The sequence below is a fragment of the Paenibacillus sp. FSL R5-0636 genome (assembly GCF_037974255.1).
Lineage (GTDB): Bacteria > Bacillota > Bacilli > Paenibacillales > Paenibacillaceae > Paenibacillus_AQ > Paenibacillus_AQ odorifer.
On the sequence record NZ_CP150232.1, the window covers coordinates 4,064,111 to 4,085,384 of the forward strand.

Below are 21,274 nucleotides of genomic sequence, written 5' to 3' on the forward strand. Positions count from 1 at the left end.
AACTAGCCATTCTCCTGCTTGGCTAACCATAAAAAGAAAAGAGGACTCGTTCAATGTTCTTTGAACGAATCCTCTATCTTCATCACAATTCTGGAGCTTAGTAGATTAAATTAAATCTGACTTTTCAAGTAGCCGCTTCACGATCTCTGCAACCTCAGCTCTTGTCATATCATCTTTTGGAGCAAGCCCTTTACTGCTTCTTCCCATGATAATGCCTGCCTGCAAAGTGTCAGTAACTCCACTGATCGCCCAGTTAGAAACCTCACTACTATCTGTAAATGGAGCTAACAAAACGTCAGCCGATTGAACAGAAAGCTTAGTCTGTAGCGCTGTAATTTTCATCGCTTTGGCGATAATTAACATCGCTTGTTCGCGGGTAATATGTTCATCAGGGCGGAACATACCATCTTCAAAACCATTAATTAATTGATAAGCAAATGCTGTGTTGATCGCACTGTTATACCAATCCGTGGTCTTTACATCTGAGAATGGTGTTGCAGCTTGTTCCATCTCAAGTCCCAGACCGCGTACAACAATCGCCGCAAACTCTGCACGGGTAATGGCTTGATCCGGAGTAAATTGACCATTACCTGTTCCCTCAATGACTAATCGAGAGCCCATATCGTTCACTGCCTCTTTTGCCCAGTGATTAGCCACATCACTAAATTCAAGCGGATGCCAGATTACTGAGTAAGTACCTCCGCTTAAGCTGTTGATAGTAGCAAAATATTTGCCATCAATTACAACCACTTTAGTAGGTACATGGTGTACCGAACCTTCGGAATCAACATACACTCCAGTTGTAATCTTGTTCGGGTCCATCCCCTCAGGAATGGCTATGGTACGTTTAACATACGTATTGAATTGGGAAAGTTCAATACTCTTATCTCCGTAGATACCTCTGGCCGTAAAATTAACTGGCGCGGAAACTAATGAAAAGGATCCTTTTTGCGCAGCTGCTTCTAAAGCTTTAACTTTATCGGCTGTAGGGGCGCTAATTTCAATCTGTATCTTAATATCTTGCAAAGCTACCGACTTGCCGATTTGCTCGTTCAAAGCGTCAATATTAATTTGCTGAGCAGGCAGTGTAAATGTCGCATTTCCTGATTTGATCTCAAGAATTGCCTGATTACCCTGCATATTTTTAACCATTTGTCCGTTTAGTTCGCCAACTATAACATCAGATTTACTATTTGCAGCGATAGAAACTACCGTACCTTTACCTTCAGTGGCGAGCTTGTCCTCTAGCTTCTTCTGATCTAACACAATGGTGGTTAACGTTTGCTCATTCCGTTTACCATTCGTTGCGGTTCCCACTGTTTCCGCTTTACCATTGATTAGGATGGAAGCATCATTTACCACAGGTGCCGGAGTTGCTGATGGGGTTGGTTGCCACGGAACAACAACATCACCACCAGATGAAGTGCTAGGAACAACTGCATTGGACTCAGCAGAGGATTCGCTGATGCCAGCTTTATTGATTGCCTGTATCGTGAAGGTATAGCTTGTTCCATTCGTCAAACCACTGATTGTCAGCGGACTTCCAGTTCCCGTAACCGTCAAACCTCCCGGATTAGCAGTTACAATATATCCTATGATTTCGCTGCCTCCATCGTTCACCGGCGGTATAAAGGTGATGATTGCTTGACCATTCTCTGCAGTTGCAGTTACAGATGTTGGAATTCCTGGTGCTGTAACTGGCTTAACAGGAGCCTTCACAGTGACGGTTGTAGAAGCCGTATAACTTCCATCTTTCGTCGTTACCGTAATGATGGCTGTTCCCTCACCAATCGGAGTTACTACTCCATAAACAACCTTAGCTACTGTCTCATCGCTGGAGCTCCAGATCACACCTTTATTTGTCGCATTAGCAGGTGCTACTGTAACTTGTAGATTACCGTCGCCTTCACCCACCGTTAAGTTAAGTTCTGTATGGTCTAAAGTCACCCCAGTTACGATAACGCTAGGTGGCTTAGGAGCGGCTACATTTACTGTGGTTGAAGCCTTAAAACTTCCATCTTTGGTCGTTACCGTAATAACTGCGTTACCCTCACCAACCGGAGTTACTACTCCGTTCACAACGGTCGCGACTGTCTCATCGCTGGAGCTCCAGATCACATCTTTATCCGTTGCATTGGCAGGCTCTATTGTTGCTTTTAGGAGTCCATCAGCTTCACCAGCTGTTAATTCCAGTGTCTCCTGATCTAGCTTCACTCCAGTTACGTCCACAACCGGCGGGATTGGAGCACTCACATTTACTACAGACGAAGCTGTAAAACTTCCATCTTTCGTCGTTACCGTAATAACTGCTTTACCCTCTCCAACCGGAGTTACCACTCCGTTTATAACGGTCGCAACTGTCTCATCGCTAGAGCTCCAGATCACGTCTTTATCCGTTGCATTGGCAGGCTCTATTGTTGCTTTTAGGATTCCATCAGCTTCTCCAGCTGTTAATTCCAGTGTCTCCTGATCTAGCTTCACTCCAGTTACGTCCACAACCGACGGGATTGGAGCACTTACATTTACTGTGGTTGAAGCCTTAAAACTTCCATCTTTCGTCGTTACCGTAATAACAGCTGTACCCTCACCAACCGGAGTTACCACTCCGTTTACAACGGTCGCAACTGTCTCATCGCTGGAGCTCCAGATCACGTCTTTATCCGTTGCATTGGCAGGTTCTATTGTTGCTTTTAGGAGTCCATCAGCTTCTCCAGCTGTTAATTCCAGTGTCTCCTGATCTAGCTTCACTCCAGTTACGTCCACAACGGGTGGGATTGGGGCACTCACATTTACTACAGACGAAGCAGTAAAACTTCCATCAGTAGTCGTTACCGTGATGATCGCTGTTCCAACGCCAACTGGAGTTACCACTCCGTTTACAACGGTTGCAACAGTTTCATCACTAGAGCTCCAATTTACTGTTTTGTTCGTGGCATCAGCAGGTGTTACTACGGCACTAAGTGTGTCCCCTGCTTCTCCTTGTGTTAAACTCAGTGATGGTTTATCCAAAGACACTCCGGTTACGATTACATCCCCCGTATTGTTTACCGTCACATTAAAAGTGTAGGTGTTGTTTAATGTTCCATCACTTACATTGACTGAAATCACACTGGTGCCAAAAGCATTCGCTGCGGGTGTTATTTCTAAAGTTCGTTGCTCACCACTTCCACTTATTTTCAGTCCATTATTCGGAATTAAGAGCGTATTCGAGGAAGTAGCTGATACTTGTAGGTCATCTCCATCCACATCGAGGACCTTAAAGGATCGTGAGACCGACTTGTTTTTATCGGTTGTAGTATTCCCCATAAAACCTGTGTCCTGCTTCCAGGTTGCCCCAGTAATTGTACCGTTCTTAAGGGGAAGACCAGAAGTATTAATAGCGACATTCCCATCATTGCTATTCGCTAATTTATAGTTTAAAGCCAGATTAGGCTCCGAGCCTGTCAAGTCGACATTCATTTCTCGAACAATATCACTTTGGGTCTTGGCTTTACTCCAGAACCTCACGTCTCTCATTCCACCGTTATAATCTCCGTCCTGTCTCCACGTGCTTTTTCCAAGCCAGTTATTCGGACGTGCAACGTTGCCTACAGTACTTAAATCCATAGCCCCTTCTTCCTTAAGTACACCATCCCAATAAATCCGTCCCTTTTTCTGACTGTGATCATAAACAATCGCGACATGAACCCATTTAGAAATCGGGAAATCCTCAGTGACATTAATATCTCCCTTATTAGTGTAGGCAGTGAAATTCATCCGTTTGCCGTTAAAACCCACAAAAATATTGTGGTTCTGCTCTGCGATCGATGATTCAAAAAATCTCATCCAGGTCTGAAAAGCATCTACCTTCAAAAATCCTTCAACTGTAAAAGAATTCCCATAAATCCGTTGATCCGGGAAGGTCACATAATCCCCGTTGCCGTCAAAACTAAGATAGTCCCCACCATTTAGTTCTGTCAGATAAGGTGCATCGTTCACTGGATTTACAGTAATTACGGCTATACCCGGATCTGAGCTGAACGCGGCAGATACTGTGGTATTCGCATTTTTTTGATAATTTTGATAACTGGATGCTGTTGTATCCCATAGCTTAAAGCTAATAGATGCCGTTCCGTTCCAGTCTTTCGCCGGGACAAAACGGATTTTCTCCGATTTCAGCAGCAGAAAAGCATTACTGTTCGACACCGGCTCGATATTATACCAAATTCTTCCCACCGTGTTGTAATACTGCCAGGCCCCTTTGGTATTATCTAAAGCTACTACAGCAATCCCTGTTGACGCTGGATCCGATACTTTTCCTGTCAAAAAGCTGGCTACCTCAACCCCTGCGTTGGAATAGTCATCTTCATTGATGGACGTTATTATAGCTGGGCTATTCTCGATCCAACCGAAACTAGCTTTTGCACTTATGATTGGAGTTTGCATAGGACCCACCCCCTGCACCACAAGTCCAGTACATAAAGAAATACTAATGCCTATTTTCATAAATGATGGCTTCAAACTCTATTTCCCCCTCTAGCATAAATCATGTCATTAATTCGACAATAATCGAGAGTATTATACAAAATTAAGATAAACAAAAAATAAACAAAATAAGAACCCTCGATAACCATCCATTCGAAGGTTCCTTCCATTACAATAACTTCTGTTTAATTAACGCTTTGAGTTTAGGATCGGGTGTTGTTCCGAGCTCTTGCTGCAACATCTCTTCCAATTGGCCAAATTTCCGCTGTGCTTCATTCATTCGCCCTAATTCAATTAATAAGTTGATGATTTCATGATAGATGTCCTCTCGCAAGGAATCTAATTTTAATATTTCTCCAAAATAATGTAGTGCTTGATGCTGCTGATTCTGCTCTAAATGAAATCTTGCAGCCAGCTCCAGCAATCCTATATATTCATGCTCGAGTCTCCGGGTCCTGCTACTAGCCCATTCATAAGCTTTTCCTTTGAGTAATGCTCCTGAGTATAAAACTTCTGCTTGAATCATCCATTCAACATGTCTTTCAGAGGTTTGCCTGATTTGCTTTAACAATCGCTCAAATTCATACAGATCACAATAAATGCTGCTCTCTACTACATGAATTTCGTTCCTGCTTGCTTTTATATAATTGGCGCCGATTGCTTTTCGAATATAATACAGCGTCGAGTTCAGATTCTTCCATGCTTTTTCAGGCTCCAATCCGCTCCACAACGTGTCGATAATTTCCTCCCGGCTAACCGTTCCTTTACTAACCAGAAAAGCAAATAATTCTTCTGTTTTTGGACTTCTCAGCTTGATTAGCTCTCTGTTCTGCGCTCTGCGATACACTTTTAAACCATTAAATAAAAAAACTTCTAACGTAGGCTCAGCCGTTGTATTTCGATTCATTTTTTTGAGTTTCTCTAACGTCTTAGACAACCGCTCCGCAGTTACAGGCTTCAAAAGATAATCCACTGCACTTAGGTCAAAAGCCTGCAGCGCATACTCATCAAATCCGGTTACAAAAACCACATCTATCGATTCATCCAATTCATGCAAAAGGCTAGAAAGCTTCATCCCATTCGTCTCAGGCATAGAAATATCCAAAAAAGCTACATCTATCGGTTGGGCCTTCGCAAAAGCATAGGCTTCCGCTGGATCCAAAAACGTCTCATAGACTTCAATCTCTCCGCTCTGCGATAAGATCCGCTTCAGGCGTTTTACCGATAACTCCTCATCATCTACAATAATCGCTCGCAGCATGCCTTAACCTCCCATCCGCTTAAGCTGCTGTATTGGAATTTCAAAAGATACCGTTGTGCCTAATCCTTCAGCACTTTGAATATGAATATTTTTTCCATATAATAGCTTGATGCGCTGACTGATATTCCACAGCCCCACCCCTCTTTTATCTACATCTGACTTCATTACTTCTTTCAATTTATGCTCACTCATTCCAGATCCATTATCCTCCACAATAAAGCTAATCACCGAATTCTCTAATTCTTTTACAGATATATTTACCGTGCCACCCCGCAAATTGGACATTAGGCCATGCCTTATTGCATTTTCGACCAAAGGCTGTAGAATCAGCGGAGGAATCCGGTAATCCGTATTAACTCTCACATCATATTCCACATTTAATCTGGCACCGAAGCGTGCTTTTTCAATATTGATATAAGCCTCTACCAGCTCAATCTCATTCTCCAGACTCGTTAGTGAATCCAGTTGTTTGAAATCAAAGCTGCTTCGCAAATACTGTGACAGCTGCAGTGTCAACTCTTCGGCCTTCTCAGGTTCTTCCACACATAGTTCAGCAATTGAATTCAGAGCATTGTATAAGAAATGAGGTTTGATCTGGGATCGTAAAAAAGCTATTTCGGCGTCTTTGGCAGTCTTCACGGAAGCTCTCAATCGGGTCAGACTTTTAACACGTGCCATTAGCTCTTCAGCTTCAAAAGGTTTTCCCACATAGTCATTCGCGCCGTTATCCATGGACATCTTCATATCGCTCACCCTGTTCTTGGCCGTCAGCATTAACACAGGCAGCTCAAAAGGAGTAAATCTCTCTCTAATCTTTTGCAGAACCTCGTAACCCGAAATGTCCGGCATGGTAATATCCAGTACCACCAGAAAAAAATCTGTGTTTTTCGCTAGCTCCTCAAGTGCCATCTGCCCGCGATTAACAACCACAATAGAATATTTCTCTAGCTTAAACAGATTGATCATAGATTGCAGATTGGCAAAATCATCGTCCACTACTAAAATGGGCTCATCGATCTCGCCTTTGATATAAAGGGGATAACCACCATGGGAGAAACTTAATTCTTTATAAGAATGTGCCGCCTTAAGGGTAGGTCTCGTGATTGGCTTAACCGCTTTATCCCACCGTGGAAGTGTAAAAATAAACACCGAACCTTTTCCCACTGTAGATTCCACAGCTATGTTCCCGCCATGCAGTTCTACTAGCTTCTTAGTAATACTTAATCCGAGCCCTGTTCCACCATGACTATGAATCTCCGCCTCATCCACCTGCTCAAAAGCTTTGAAAATACGCTCCTGCATTTCCGGTGAGATTCCCAAACCTGTGTCTGCCACACGTACTTCCACCCACTCCTGAATAACTCTGGCACTAATCTCTATTTCACCCTGTTCCGTAAATTTAATCGCATTATCAACCAAGTTGTGGAAAATTTGAATCAGGCGATTGCCATCTGCATTCACCATAGGGAAATTCGAAGCGACTCTGTTAACGAGCAGGATCGACTTTTCTCCGAGCAGAAAAGAATGAATGCCAATGACGGAATCAACAACGGCTTTCAAATCCAGTTTGCTTTTGTATAATGTGATGTCTCCGTACTTCATTTTGGAATAATCGAGTAGTTCATTTACCATATGTGTTAATCTTCTGCCGCTCCCGATTACGATCGCTAGATTCTGCGCTTGTTTTTCATTAACTGGACCCTCAACCCCATCCAGCAGCGTAGCTGTAATGTTCACTATGGCATTTAGAGGTGTTTTTAGTTCATGTGAGGTGTTGGAAAGGAATTCATCTTTAATTTTATCCAGCCCGATCAACTGGTTTTTCATCTCGTCTATGGTATGGTAGGCTTCAAAAAAACGTAGAACAATCAGCACGATCATGATGATATTAAAAGCCACAATGTAAAACTGCCCGAGCCAAAGGTTCTCTTTTATAGAAAGAGCAAACAGAATAATATCTATGGAATATAGATTAATAGCTAGAATCGCCATAAACATCAGCAGCAATTTGATTCTATTTACTTCTGCGCTTCTGATATACAGGGTGGCCACTCTACATAACATCCAAATTAACATCAGCTCATATAAAATAATCACATACGGATAAATGACCGTGTAAGAACGAATCGGCAGGATGGCGACCAGAATTATAAAGCTGCCTAAAACAATCGTAATGGCTTGAGTAAATTTTAAAGATATTATGCTTTTGTGCATTTGGTAAAAAAATATTGCGAGCACAATAAAGCAGGAGATGGAGCTTATATCCTTTACTTTGTAGAGCATTATGAACGAAAGTTTAGGGAAAAAGAGTAAGAGTGAACGCTCACCGATCAACCCATGATATATCGCAAACAGCAAACAAATAGTCGCAAACACAAGTAAAGAGTAATCCTGCTTACGGTATAAGGACGCTGCCCCAAAGCAGATAAAAAAGATAAGGGCAAGTGTGCCTAAAATAGCAACGGTGCTAAATTCACGGGCCGTACTCTTCTGCTGAACCTCCATCATTGCTGCTTCCTCACCAAAGGATAAAGAAACCGGAATGCCCCCATTTACATAATCGAAGTTGGAGACTTGAATTATGATTTCTACATCTCCCTTATCAGACGAAAAAAGCCCAATCTGCGGGATATTCCCTGACCGATAATCAGCTTCATTAGCAGCAGGATTACCATCCTCAATAACTGACTGTCCATTAACAAAAATCCTGCTTGAAAAGCGGATATTTGTTTTTTTCAAGGCGAATACCCCACTTACGGGCAGGTTTTTTAGAACCATCCGATAGGTGGCGGAACCGAAGGCGGGTAAAGGGCTTCCATTAACGATGTTGCCGTTCCACCGGGAGGGCACCTCCATCCAAGCTGAAGAAGCAGGTATATCTGCGCTACCCGCCCTAAAATGCTCAGGAGTTAATAAGTGATTCCAATAAAACTCCCATTCACCGTCTAACTTGATAATCTTATCCTGTTCGTAATCCCAATTTGCGAGATCCATGACTCCATGCTGCACTTGCAGGTGACTCCCTTGTTTATCGTGACCCATAAGAATGGATAGAGGAATCGCAGATAATAAAATTAAACCAATCAGATAGATAAGTAATGTCCTTTTGAGCATCGTATCGGCCCCTTTTATGGAAGAGTAAAGCTGCAGCAATCACCAGGGCCATCCTGCAACACGTGTTGAAGAGTAAAAAGTTTAGATGAACATAGATAATTCTATAAAATTTTCTAATTTCCTTCACAATTCGACAAAGTAATGGGCCTTTATTAGGATTTTTTTCTGAAAAAGCGGGACTTGTATGAAAAGATGGTCTGATATGACCATGATGAGTAGGATGACGGTGTGAGCACGATGAGTAGGATGACGAAATGAGCACGATGAGTAGGACGACGGTATGAGCATGATGAGTTTAATTGACGAAATGAAAGGACCAGTTGGGCGACTTGTGCTACTTTGGCAACTCGAATGTATCTGCCGGGCGCTTGCGGACTCAGGAGACCTTATTTGCTGAAAAATGAGGTTTTTGCCACGCTATCGGACTCAGTTGCAACTATTCGCTCATAACTACCCCATTTTGAGTCGATTTGCAGCTAATAAGAGCTATGCAGTCCGTAACTTTTGGAATACGAGCGAAAATGTACGAATAGCTGCAATACGGTCCGTTCATGCTGGAGTTACACGACTTTGGGACATGGAAGACATGGACACAATGATAATCTGACGACTTGGACTAGATAGACAATTCTGACGTCGTTGGGAACTCTGAATACTTACACCGCGCGCATGCGGACTCAGGAGACCTTATTTGCTGAAAAATGAGGGTTTTGCCACGCTATCGGACTCAGTTGCAACTATTCGCTCATAACTACCCCATTTTGAGTCGATTTGCAGCTAATAAGAGCTATGCAGTCCGTAACTTTTGGAATACGAGCGAAAATGTACGAATAGCTGCAATACGGTCCGCAACGTTCGAAAATGAATAATGATATTGCGCAGAGCACGTAATCCATTTTTGCGGATCAGTAACCACATGATGATCGTCCTAGAAAAGCCATGCGGCCGCGCGGGGAAGAATCCGCTTTTAGAGTAACTATTAACTTCAGCAAATTCAGCTCGTTCACCCTGCTAGCTTCCTTCATCTAAAACCTATTTGGATTCGTCATCCTTATACACAGTAACTCATTGAAGAAATCCTCAGCACTCGTTATAATAGCAACTATAGGTCGTGAAGAACACGCCGCTTTTATACAATCTCTATCCTGGGTAAGCTCAGGAGGAATTGTATGGGAGCGGCTTTTTCTCTTTTCAAAAAAAATTACTTAAGGAGGATACACAAAATGTCCAGATTCGAACAGCAACTAGAGGAATGGTTACAGATCAACTTGGATAAGGAGAACAATCCCCGCAGACAGGAGCTTCTTGCAAAAGGGTTGGGCTATGGAACAGTCGAATTTCTACGTGCGGTATGGTTTCCTGCTGTAGGAAACTTCAACTACTTGTTCCCGGAATGGGAAGTGCGCGATTTCAACAATGGTTATCGTTATCTTGATCTGGCCTATATGCCAGGTGGAGCAAAGGGCGGAATTGAGATTCAAGGCTACGGTCCGCATGCTAGAGATCTTGATGTACGACGATTCAAAGATTTATGTAGACGCCATTCCTTATTATCGCTAGACGGTTGGACCTTCCTATCCATCGCCTATCCCTCAATCACGGACGAGCCTCAGCTATATCAACAACTAGTACTCGCATTCATCGGCAAATTCATGGCTTCAGACGTGCCCTCTTCATTAACTTGGTTAGAAGCTGAAACACTTCGTTTCGCAAGACGTCTTCTGCGTCCTTTCACACCTGTTGAACTCACCCATCATCTTAGAGTCACTAATCGTCATGCCCGACGTGTTTTACATGAGTTAGTTGAACAGCAGCTACTAGAGATCGTCGGTGGAAAAGAACGGAATCGAAGCTATCAGCTTAGAATGTGATGATTTGATTTGATTAGTTTGTTTTGATTAGTTTGGTTTGATTAACAAAGTTACGTTCGGACCGTATAGCTCTTATTTCCCAATTATCTTCGTTTTCGCCACGCTATCGGACTCAGTTGCAACTATATGCTCATAACCACCCCATTTTGAGTCGATTTGCAGCTAATAAGAGCTATGCAGTCCCTAACTTTTGGAATACGAGCGGAAATGTACGAATAGCTGCATTACGGTCCGTAATGGCAACTCTAAGGTCATACCAGCAAGGCTCATACAAAAAAATGATCATGAATCTAATCCGTTGCACCCCCGCATTGTCCTTCCAAAATCTAAGTCTTTTTCAATACCACCCATTACTATTACTAATCATTATTTAGAAAAAAAGTGCTCTGCTTATCCCGTATTTTAATCGACGCTTGACCTTAGGTCTGACCTAAGGTTTATAGTTATTTTATCAAATAACTTACAGTTAGGAGCACCGCCCTTGAATCCGTACCTTACAATTGGAGAACTATCAAAACTTATGAATGTATCTATCCACCAGATTCGATATTTTGAAGAAAAAGAAATCCTGTTTCCATCCTATATAGACAATAATCAGTACCGGATGTACGGCATCGATGAGATCTATCAATTGGCACATATCCTGTTGCTCCGCAAATTAAACATCCCTGTCAGTACCATTAACCAAAGTATGAATAAATCCGCAACGAATGACTACCAACAGCTGTTAGAGAAATCGCTAAACAAAATCAACTCAGAAATAAACCAATTAATAATGCTGCAACAATTTATACAAAAGGTACTAAAAGAACATGCAGATTATGGCAACATGGAGGGGGATTATCAAATTAAACATGTGGACAATCGTTATCTGAAAAAGTGGTTGGTGCTAGAGGATAACGAAACACTAACTGCGCGAAGTTTATATGAAAAAAGACCGCAGAACCATCATTTATTTGAAACAGATTTGCATTATGTATACGATTCTGAACAAGTAACCTTATGCTTTGAAACCATTGAAACCACTCCCGCCCCTGACATTTTTTTAGAAAAAGGGTGCTATCTCTATAAAGCATTTTTTGTAGCTGACGATCAGGATGTAGATCATGAAATTGCCAAGCTGGAACACTTTTTAAATGGGCATCACTACATGGTATTGGGACCAATCATCATTCTGGAGAAATCGTACCTATCCATGTTAAACAACGACAAGCTTCATTATGAGCTTCAAATTCAAATCGAGCATGCCCTAGCTGATACTACTAAATGAGTACAAACGAGGTTATCATCGCCCATTACCAGGAACAAGATCGTGAGGCTGTAAGCAGGCTATTGGTAGATGCATTTCAGGGGAAATTTCACTCTCTCCTCTCTCTCGAGGACAATGAAATTGCTGATCTACTTATAAGACTTTGGGAACAAGATTCTACTTCCTTATCATCTAAACAAATAATCGCTTATGAAAACGGAGAAGTGGTTGGCACTATCTACTTAAAATGGCAGGATACTCTCTCCCTTAAAAAAGGATCAATTAAACCACTGAATCGGGCTCCCTTTTTGCAGCTATTCAAGAAATTTGGATACTTAAATGTTTGTAAGTTAATCCTTGGGTTATATTTTTTGGATTATCAACCTAGAGCAAAAGAGTGTTATGTGGCTCATTTGGCTGTTCGGTCCAGTCACCGTAATAAGGGAATTGGCAAAGAGTTGCTGGGTTGGGCGGCGGATTTTGTAAACAGTCATTCTGAGGTTGAAAAATTAACACTACATGTTGCTAACAAGAATAAACGAGCCATTAATATGTACCAGCAGTTGAACTTTGAGATCCATAAATCTAACTATAGCGCGGTAAGACATTTGCTTTTTAAAGAGCCTATTTGGCATTACATGACAAGAAAAACATCGCTACAATCTGGGGGATCAATGAATGAAAAAGAAAATTAAGCTAACTGTCTGGATGATTACCATTTCGTTGTTAATTGCAGCGGTCTTGTTCGTACTACAGCAATATTCTTTCTCAATGACTGAGCAAAAAATTGAAATTGATACGCCTCAAGGTCAACTAACAGGAACCTTAGTTCTGCCCGAAAGCTACTCTGGAACCGTCGGACTGGTAGTTTTTGTTCATGGGGATGGCCCAGTTAATGATACTTACGATGATGGATATAAACCTTTGTGGGAAAAGCTCGCCTCTGCCGGATATGCTTCCTTATCTCTTAACAAACCAGGTATTGGGGGTTCCTCAGGGAACTGGCTAGAGCAAAGCATGGAGGATAGAGCACAAGAAACTATATATGCGATTAACTGGGCTAAAGCCTTACCTATGATTGATGCTCAAGCTATTGGTTTGTGGGGAGCAAGTCAGGCGGGCTGGGTGATTCCCAAGATTGTTAAAAAAGTGCCTGATCTCGCCTTCAGTATTCTTGTATCCCCCGCCATTCAATGGATTTCTCAAGGACAATACAATACCAGACAAGAGATGATTTTAGAAGGTTTTTCGGAAAAGGAGATAAAAAAGAGAGAAGATTATAACGCGCAAATCCTACTGCTACTTAAGGAACAGGCGTCATATGAAAGTTACTTGCGAATTGCACAATCGGACGATTTAATTTCCAAAGAAAAATGGGGTTTTTTCTCTAAAAATTATCAGTCAGATGCGAGCGAGGATTTAAAAAACTTCACTACTCCTGTCCACTTAGTTCTTGGCGGGCAAGATATAAATGTAGATGTTGAGGAAACCGAACGTGTTTACCGTGAAAAAATTCCTAAAAACCTACTCTCCGTCTTCTATCTTCCTGATGCTGATCACTCTATGCTCTCAAAAAAGAATGCCTCATCACCATTAAGAACATATTTGACCGCAGTCTTTTTCCCACGACATATTGTTGTTGAGCAATATTTAGATGATTTGGTTCACTTTGTAAGCCAGTTTTAATCTGTTTGCCATCCATTAATGCACTCTCGCCAGTTGAACTCCCTACGTTCGGACCGTATAGCCCCTATCTGCCAATTTTCTTCGTTTTCACCACACTATCGGACTCAGTTGCAGCTATTTACTCAAAAGCACCCCTCAGATCCCCTTTTTCAGTTCATTAAGAGCTATGCAGTCCGAAACTCAGGGAAAATGAGCGAATTAGCTGAAATAGCTGCCTTACGGTCCGTAACGACAACCGCGGAAGGAATTACCGACAGCCCAAGCCCGTGTATTGGCTTTGATTTCCCCAGAATCTACGTATCTTATAGAATACCTACGACTATCACCAATGCACTCCCTACGTTCGGACCGTATAGCCCTTATTTGCTGAATTTCCTCGTTTTCGCCACGCTATCGGACTCCGTTGCAGCTATTTACTCAAAAACACTGCTCTGATCCACTTTTTCAGCTCATTAAGAGCTATGCAGTCCGAAACTCAGGGAAAATGAGCGAATTAGCAGAAATAGCTGCATTACGGTCCGTAACGACAACCGCGGAAGTAATTTGGGCTCAAACGATCGCGGACTTCCACTGCGAACGTACTTATCGGCAGTTTCGGCGCCCGTAACCACCACGCCAGCGTGCTAACCACCAACACCAAGCTCCGAAAACTCCACATAAGTAGCAGAAGCAAAGGCATAAACCGGGTGTCATTAACTCAGATTCTCCCTCTCCTACTGCATAAACAGCGTTATATGGCGTATTGATTATAGCTGTACGCTTTAGTGATAACGTATAATTTCGGATGATCAAGCTTAGCTTTGGTCAAAATCGATCATATAAGGAGAGGTTTTAATCATTGAGAAAACAACAACGTTTGTTAGCCATGCTCGTAACCTTCCTGCTTTTGTGCTCCTCTTTTCCGTTATCGATGTTTGCAGAGGAAGCACCTGATCCTTATGAAGGAATGATTAACATTCAAAGTGAATGGCAAGGCAGCGTATTTGGTGATGTTGGGGGGCAAGACAAGATTACTGCGGCCAACTTTGGCATTATGGAGAATACGGATGGATCAGCTACACTGCGAAGCTCGAACGACAGAGGCAAAGTATCGGGCAGCACGGAAGGTATCGCTTATTACTTTATAGAGGTTGATCCAAGTGTTAATTTTGAGTTGAAGGCAACGGCTCACGTGGATGCTTGGACAGCCAATAACCAAGTTTCCTTCGGAATAATGCTGCGCGGCAATGTGTGGGATAACCAATCCGGAGCCTACTCTGGAGATTATGTCGCCGTGGGTGCTTTGGATCAAGAAATGAAAGCGTTTCACAAATTGCAAAATACAAGCCTACAGAAACTTGGGTACGTGTTTGATATCGTTAATCGCCCTGACCAAGGAGAGAATTACGAATTAAGCATCAAAAAGACCGGAAATCTGTATATTGTCCGCATCGGCAATGAAACCAAAACGATCGAAAGCTTTGACGGCTCCATTCAATATGCGGGCCTTTACACCGCTAGAAATACTACGGTTACGTTCCGTAATATTCATTTCAGTCAAGAAGGTCAAATCGAGTTAGGACCTTGGGGCTTCAGCGCCTTCGGAGGCAACACTAGTCCAACTAAGAACCCCGAGCCTATAATTGAAAGTCCAACCTCTGTAACGATGACGACTTACGGCGGCAAAATCTCCAGCAGCGATGAGGGAATATCTTTTTATTCGAAAGAGATTCCGGTGGATGCGAACTTTGAACTGAAAGCGACCGCTTCAGTGATTGCTTTTAATAGCAATAGCACTGTCAGCACACCTAACCAGAAATCCTTCGGTCTTATGCTCCGCGACAGTATTGGGACGAACGGAGATACAAGCACAACCACTTCTAACTATGCGGCGGTGGGTGCTTTGGATCAGGTAATGAAAGGTTTTTATAAAAAAGACACCCAAGTGAAGTTAAATCCTTTTAGCGATATCCAGGCCCCGTCCGCAGGAGCTGTATATTCGCTAAGTATTAAAAAATCAGGAGATACTTATCGATTAAGTGTGGGTGATCAGACCGAAATCATAACACTGGACGATACGTTCACAGATACTCTTTTTGCCGGAATCTATGTAGCTAGAGATGCAACTGTTACTTTCAGTGACATAGACATCCAGCTTGAATCCAAAATCGTAACCAGCTTAACCGCTGATACGAGCGCAATGACGAAAACCACTTATCTGGTTGGTGAATCTCTTGATTTGACTGGATTAGTCATAAAGGCTATTTTTTCTGATGAGAGTGAGGCAGTTTTGTCTTCTACGGATTATATTGTTACAGGCTTTGATAGCAGCAAGGTTGGAGAAAATATCATAACCATTAATTACAACGGTGCTTTCGTGAGCATTCCATTGCAAATCGTTCCATTATCTATGACCTCATTATCAGTGAAGTATTATCCAGCTAAAACCGTATATTACCCAGGGGATACCTTCGATCCAGAAGGTCTTGTTCTTGTTGCCAATTATAACGACGGCTTCCTGACCAAAGAACTGACCAGTGATCTTTATTCCCTCTCCATTAACGGACAACCGGTCAGCGATTTATTACCGTATCTATTTACGCAATCAGGCTCCACAGCGGTATCCGTTACTTCAACAGAGGCGCCGGCAATCACAACGACCTTTAACGTGGAAGTAAAAGCAGCGACGTTATCCGCTTTAGAAATTCGAAATGAACCTAAACAAACACTCTACTATATCGGTGACTCCCTCAAATTAGAAGGACTTGTGGTTTATGCTCATTACAGTGATGGTACACAGATTCGGCTGTTGAACAATGAATACAAGGTCTCTCCTCTCGACACCACGACATCTGGGGATAAAAAAATCACAATTACGCATAAAGGCTTAACAACCTCTTTTCAAGTTAAGGTCAACGTTAAAAAACTACTTGGCATCGAAGTCACCAGCTATCCTATAACTACCTTTTTTATTAACGACAACTTTGACAGCAAAAATCTGCTCGTATCCAAAGTGTATGATAATTCAGATAGAGAGAAGCTAAACAGCTATACGCTCGACACTTCCAAGTTCGACAATCAGGCAGCTGGAGTGTATGAAATTGGCATACTCCCTACCGATTCTTCTATTAATCCCATTACGTATTCCGTTACAGTAAAAGAAAAGATGGATCCCGTTTGGAAAAGCATTCAATTCGGTCAGTCCACTTCAGCTGCTAACAATCAGACGATTGTCAACGAGGATGGATCCGCCCAACTGATCGCATTGGAAGGCGGCGGTAAAGTCACCGAAGATCATGACGGCATTACCTTCTATTACACCGAGCTAGATGCTGCGGAAGATAATTTCATGCTGTCTGCGGATATCCAAGTGTTGGCTTTTGCAAAAAATCCATATGACGGGCAAGAATCTTTTGGCATTATGGCACGTGACGTCATCGGCACACAAGGAAATTCTAGCGTCTTTGCATCCAATATAGCTGCCCTCGGTGGTTATAGCGGCGGTACGAAAAGCGATCTGGGCACACAGCTTTTTGTCCGCACTGGAGTTGAAAAAACGGATGGGACTGGCAGTAAAGGGATTCAAACCACCATGCTTCAAAAAGAACGTCCGGCACCTGCCAATACTATTCCTGCAGCACCTTACCATTTAACGTTAGCAAAGACGAATAGTGGTTTTACAGGACAGCTCAATAATGGCCAGCAAGCTATTCATTTCACACCAGACATTCTTAGCGTACAGGATTCAAAAATGTACGTCGGATTCTATGCCGCTCGTTTAGCCACAATTAATGTAAGCAATATTCAATTAACAGTCACTTCAGCAGCTACAGATTCTCCTAAAATAGAACCACCTGCGACTCCCGTCACACCTAGCTTAAATATACTTTCACTAAGTAAAACCTCAGATCCAGCTTACCAAATGATTGTGCGCTCTAATGTCAACGGAACGGTGACGTTGAAGCAAGGTTCTACGATCATCGCTCAGGATATCGAGGCAATAGCTGGTAAACGTCTTTCTATTCCCACGAGACTTCTTGATCAAGGAGATACGAACTTCAGCATTACTTTTTTACCAGATGATACTCAGTATTTGACCTCTTATGAGAAGATCATCAGCAACTTTACCGTCACCCTAAAAAGTTATAACGAAGATGATGAGATCTACGTATCGCCCACCGGATCACGCTCCGGAGATGGAACGATCAATCTCCCACTTGATATCGATACTGCGATTGATTTCGTTAAACCAGGTCAGCATATTATTGTGCTTGAGGGTCGTTATGTGCGGAAATCACCACTTGAGATTAAAAAGTACAATGATGGTAAAGCCTCCGCCAAAAAGTATATAGAAGCAGCACCAGGAGCAAGACCTATCTTTGATTTTGACAAAAAAACAGAAGGCGTTCTCTTGAGCGGAAACTATTGGCATGTGAAGGGACTTGATTTCACTCGCTCAGCTGGGAATACCAAGGGCTTTACAGTGGGAGGCAATTATAACATCGTTGAAAATAGCCGTTTCTATGCGAATGGTGACACTGGTCTACAAATCAGCCGAACAGATGGTACCGCGATAGAACTCAGTGAATGGCCTTCCTACAACTTAATTCTCAACAGTACCTCCTTCGACAACCGTGATCCATCCGACAATAATGCCGATGGCTTTGCGGCGAAATTGACTGCGGGTGTTGGTAATATTTTTAGAGGTTGTCTGGCGCATAATAATATCGACGATGGCTGGGACTTATATACGAAAGCAGGCTCAGGAGCGATAGGTTCAGTGCTGATTGAGCACAGCGCCGCCTTCAACAATGGGTTCTTAACAGACGGAACCGTAGGTGCCGGTGATAAAAATGGCTTCAAGCTTGGTGGCGAAGGCATTCATGTCACACATACCATCCGCGATTCCATCGCCTTTGGTAATGGCGCTTATGGTTTTACAAGCAATAGTAATCCAGGTGTGATCGCCATCAACAACATCGGATTTAACAATACGCGTGGTAATATAAGCTTCACCACTTATGATCACATTACTCCAGACTTTACGATTGACGGTTTCTTATCTTACCGAACTGCCAACATTGCAAAAGACCAATATCCAGCTTCTTTAGCTGCGGACAATAATTTCATGTTTGACGGCACGCGATCGGCGAATAAATCAGGAAAAGAACTGAGCGATTCTAACTTTGTCAGCTTAAATCCTGTAGTCAATTACTCTCGGGATGCTGACGGGAATATAATCTGGGGCGATTTCTTGAAGTTCATTCCTTTGGATGGTCCGGAACCAAGTCCGACGGCTTCTCCAAGTCCGACTGCCTCACCGAGTCCAACGGCTTCTCCAAGTCCGACTGCCTCACCGAGTCCGACTGTTTCTCCGAGCCCGACGGCTTCTCCGAGCCCGACGGCTTCTCCGAGTCCGACTGTTTCTCCGAGCCCGACGGCTTCTCCGAGTCCGACTGTTTCTCCGAGTCCGACGGCTTCTCCAAGTCCGACGGCTGCCCCGAGCTCAGGCAGTTCCGGATCATCGGTTGGAGATTCGGCCACTACTATACTCCATTTGGACGGTAGCGTAAGGATTGAGATACCTACTACTATGAATGGAGGAAAAACTAGTGCGATATTGACTGAATCTTCCTTACAAAAGATTATCGCTTTAGCCAAACCTAATTCTGCAGGCCATAAAATCCTAAGAATTCAGCTTGCAGAGGAACAATCGTCAGATGATAGCTCATTTGAAGTCACTCTCCCTGCCGCTGCATTTCTTGTTGGAACTTCCACATTGCAGCTTGAGATCAATACAACACTAGCTACCTTTGTACTTCCGGATAATCTATTCCCGGCGAAGACACTGGACAATGTGAAGACAGTTACTTTGCTCCTCAAATCTGTCGATACAACAGGAAGTTTAAAGAACCGATTGGGTGAAAGTTCGCTTATTGATTACGAGCTACTTTTGGATGGTACAACAGTTCAATTAGAGAGCTTAAATTCAGCCATACAAATTGGGCTTCCTTATCTAGAAGCTGTACCTCCATTGAACAACACCTTTATTGTAGTGTGGAAAGTCAATGAGTACGGAGTCATTCAACCGGTATTAGGCGGGAATTATGATTCAGATAAGAAGCAAGCTATTTTCTCAACAACAAATTCATCTGGACAATACGCCGCCGTTTACAATCACAAAACGTTCAGGGATATAACAGATTCTCATTGGGCGAAGTTTATTGTAGAAGTACTAACATCAAAAGGTGTCATTAATGGTGTAACGGAAACAGAGTTTAGACCCGAACAGACTATTACACGTGCAGATTTCGCACTTTTATTAGTTAGAGCTTTAGGTCTATCCGCAGCAGAAGGAAATAGCTTTGCTGATGTGTCACCTAACGATTATTTTTATGAGGGACTTATGACTGCTCAGAAATTAGGGGTCGTTACGGGCCAAACCGACGGTCTTTACCATCCTCATGATTCCATCTCCAGACAAGAGATGTTTGTTATGGCAGCTAGGGCATTGAAGGCTGCAGAGGTATGGAAATCGAATACGACCTCTTCCTCTGCATTAGACGGCTACACTGACCATAATCAAATTTCTAATTATGCGGCAAATGATATTGCGGCGCTGGTATCAGCAGGTCTCATTAAAGGAGACTCTCAGCAGCAGCTTACACCAACTGCCCATTCCACACGTGCCGAAGCAGCCATGCTGATTTACAGAATTATGATGCAACAATAAAAAAAAGAAGAACTCCAAGACCACTATACTCGTGGTTTTGGAGTTCTTTTTATCCTCTTCCCTACCCTCTTAAAGTCTTCTAGTTCATTTTCTTATCAGGCGGATTGGAAACCCGATACCCTTTCGGCGATTGATGGGTGATTTTCTGGAAATTCCGATGAAATGACCGTAAGTTGCTATAGCCGCAAAGGTTGGCGACTTCACCAATAGTCAGATTCGAGTTTTTTAATATATAACATGCGTGTGAGATCCGATAGTGATTCAAGTAATCTGTGAAGGGCATTTTCATCAGCTGAACAAACAGCTTTGATAAATACGGGTAATCATATTGCAGATGTTTTGCTACAGCTTTCAATGTGCAATCGGCAGAATAATTTTGTTCTACAAAAAGCAGGATTTTATAGAGCACCTTTGTTTGCGGGGACTGTTTGACCGGAGCAAATGATGTCTGACAGATCAACTCCGCGCATACACCATACAGGAAACTTTTCTGGCTATAAATCGAATCCAGCTTTGTACAATCAGGTTCATTCACAGCATGGAGGACATTGTCAGTTGGAATAAAGCTTTTATAATTCATGTGAAAATCACCTATCAATTCTGTGGAAAAAAGGATCACCATAATCTCCGAAAAATCAATCGTCTCAAATTCATGCATCTGATTAGGAAAAATAAAAACCAGATCATTTTTCTGCACCTGATAGCTTTTCCCGTCAATGGTGATAGATAACTGCCCGTCGTTGACATAAATAATCTCAAATGCCCGATGAAAATGAAGTGGAAAATGATAGTTTTTCAAGGGAATGAGTTTAAAGTAATCTTTTTCGCCGACACCATGTTTTTCAAAAAAGGGCCACAAGTAGATTCTCCTTCACGAAAACACTAATTTTGTCTTAAAGTGTACTATATAAAGTATA

10 protein-coding genes are annotated in these 21,274 nt (G+C 42.5%); 6 read left to right on the forward strand and 4 right to left on the reverse strand.

Annotation, left to right across the window (positions count from 1 at the left end):
- Positions 1 to 105 precede the first annotated feature (105 nt).
- The 3 genes from MKX34_RS18550 to MKX34_RS18560 all read right to left on the reverse strand — a co-directional run bounded on the left by MKX34_RS18550 (position 106) and on the right by MKX34_RS18560 (position 8,839).
- On the reverse strand, positions 106 to 4,500 hold the full coding sequence (locus tag MKX34_RS18550; protein WP_076296488.1) for an Ig-like domain-containing protein: 4,395 nt from the start codon (positions 4,498 to 4,500) through the stop codon (positions 106 to 108).
- A 133-nt stretch (positions 4,501 to 4,633) separates the two neighbouring features.
- The gene (locus MKX34_RS18555) at positions 4,634 to 5,725 is read right to left on the reverse strand and encodes a response regulator (RefSeq protein ID WP_076296487.1); all 1,092 of its coding nucleotides are present in this window, start codon (positions 5,723 to 5,725) and stop codon (positions 4,634 to 4,636) included.
- A 3-nt stretch (positions 5,726 to 5,728) separates the two neighbouring features.
- Positions 5,729 to 8,839, reverse strand: a complete 3,111-nt coding sequence (locus MKX34_RS18560) for an ATP-binding protein (RefSeq protein ID WP_143763724.1) — start codon at positions 8,837 to 8,839, stop codon at positions 5,729 to 5,731.
- A gap of 1,223 nt (positions 8,840 to 10,062) precedes the next feature.
- On the opposite strand from MKX34_RS18560, the gene MKX34_RS18565 reads away from it, so the two are divergent.
- The 6 genes from MKX34_RS18565 (at position 10,063) to MKX34_RS18590 (ending at position 20,357) form a co-directional block, all read left to right on the forward strand.
- Entirely contained in the window at positions 10,063 to 10,710 is a 648-nt protein-coding gene (locus MKX34_RS18565; RefSeq protein ID WP_076296226.1) for a transcriptional regulator, read from the forward strand.
- A 481-nt stretch (positions 10,711 to 11,191) separates the two neighbouring features.
- Complete coding sequence (locus tag MKX34_RS18570; protein WP_076296227.1) at positions 11,192 to 11,980, forward strand: MerR family transcriptional regulator; 789 nt, start codon at positions 11,192 to 11,194, stop codon at positions 11,978 to 11,980.
- The gene (locus MKX34_RS18575; RefSeq protein ID WP_038571702.1) at positions 11,977 to 12,654 is read left to right on the forward strand and encodes an N-acetyltransferase; all 678 of its coding nucleotides are present in this window, start codon (positions 11,977 to 11,979) and stop codon (positions 12,652 to 12,654) included. Before MKX34_RS18570 ends, MKX34_RS18575 begins: the two co-directional genes overlap by 4 nt.
- On the forward strand, positions 12,638 to 13,645 hold the full coding sequence (locus MKX34_RS18580; protein ID WP_076296228.1) for an alpha/beta hydrolase: 1,008 nt from the start codon (positions 12,638 to 12,640) through the stop codon (positions 13,643 to 13,645). The genes MKX34_RS18575 and MKX34_RS18580 overlap by 17 nt, the downstream gene beginning before the upstream one ends.
- A gap of 484 nt (positions 13,646 to 14,129) precedes the next feature.
- On the forward strand, positions 14,130 to 14,252 hold the full coding sequence (locus MKX34_RS18585; RefSeq protein WP_256717821.1) for a hypothetical protein: 123 nt from the start codon (positions 14,130 to 14,132) through the stop codon (positions 14,250 to 14,252).
- Positions 14,253 to 14,483: 231 nt separating this feature from the next.
- On the forward strand, positions 14,484 to 20,357 hold the full coding sequence (locus MKX34_RS18590) for a bacterial Ig-like domain-containing protein (RefSeq protein ID WP_076296229.1): 5,874 nt from the start codon (positions 14,484 to 14,486) through the stop codon (positions 20,355 to 20,357).
- Between the two features lie 79 nt (positions 20,358 to 20,436).
- Here the strand turns inward: MKX34_RS18590 and MKX34_RS18595 are convergent, their stop codons facing one another.
- Positions 20,437 to 21,216 carry a helix-turn-helix domain-containing protein gene (locus MKX34_RS18595; RefSeq protein WP_076296230.1) on the reverse strand — a complete coding sequence of 260 codons (780 nt, stop codon included), beginning with the start codon at positions 21,214 to 21,216 and terminating at the stop codon, positions 20,437 to 20,439.
- Positions 21,217 to 21,274 lie beyond the last annotated feature (58 nt).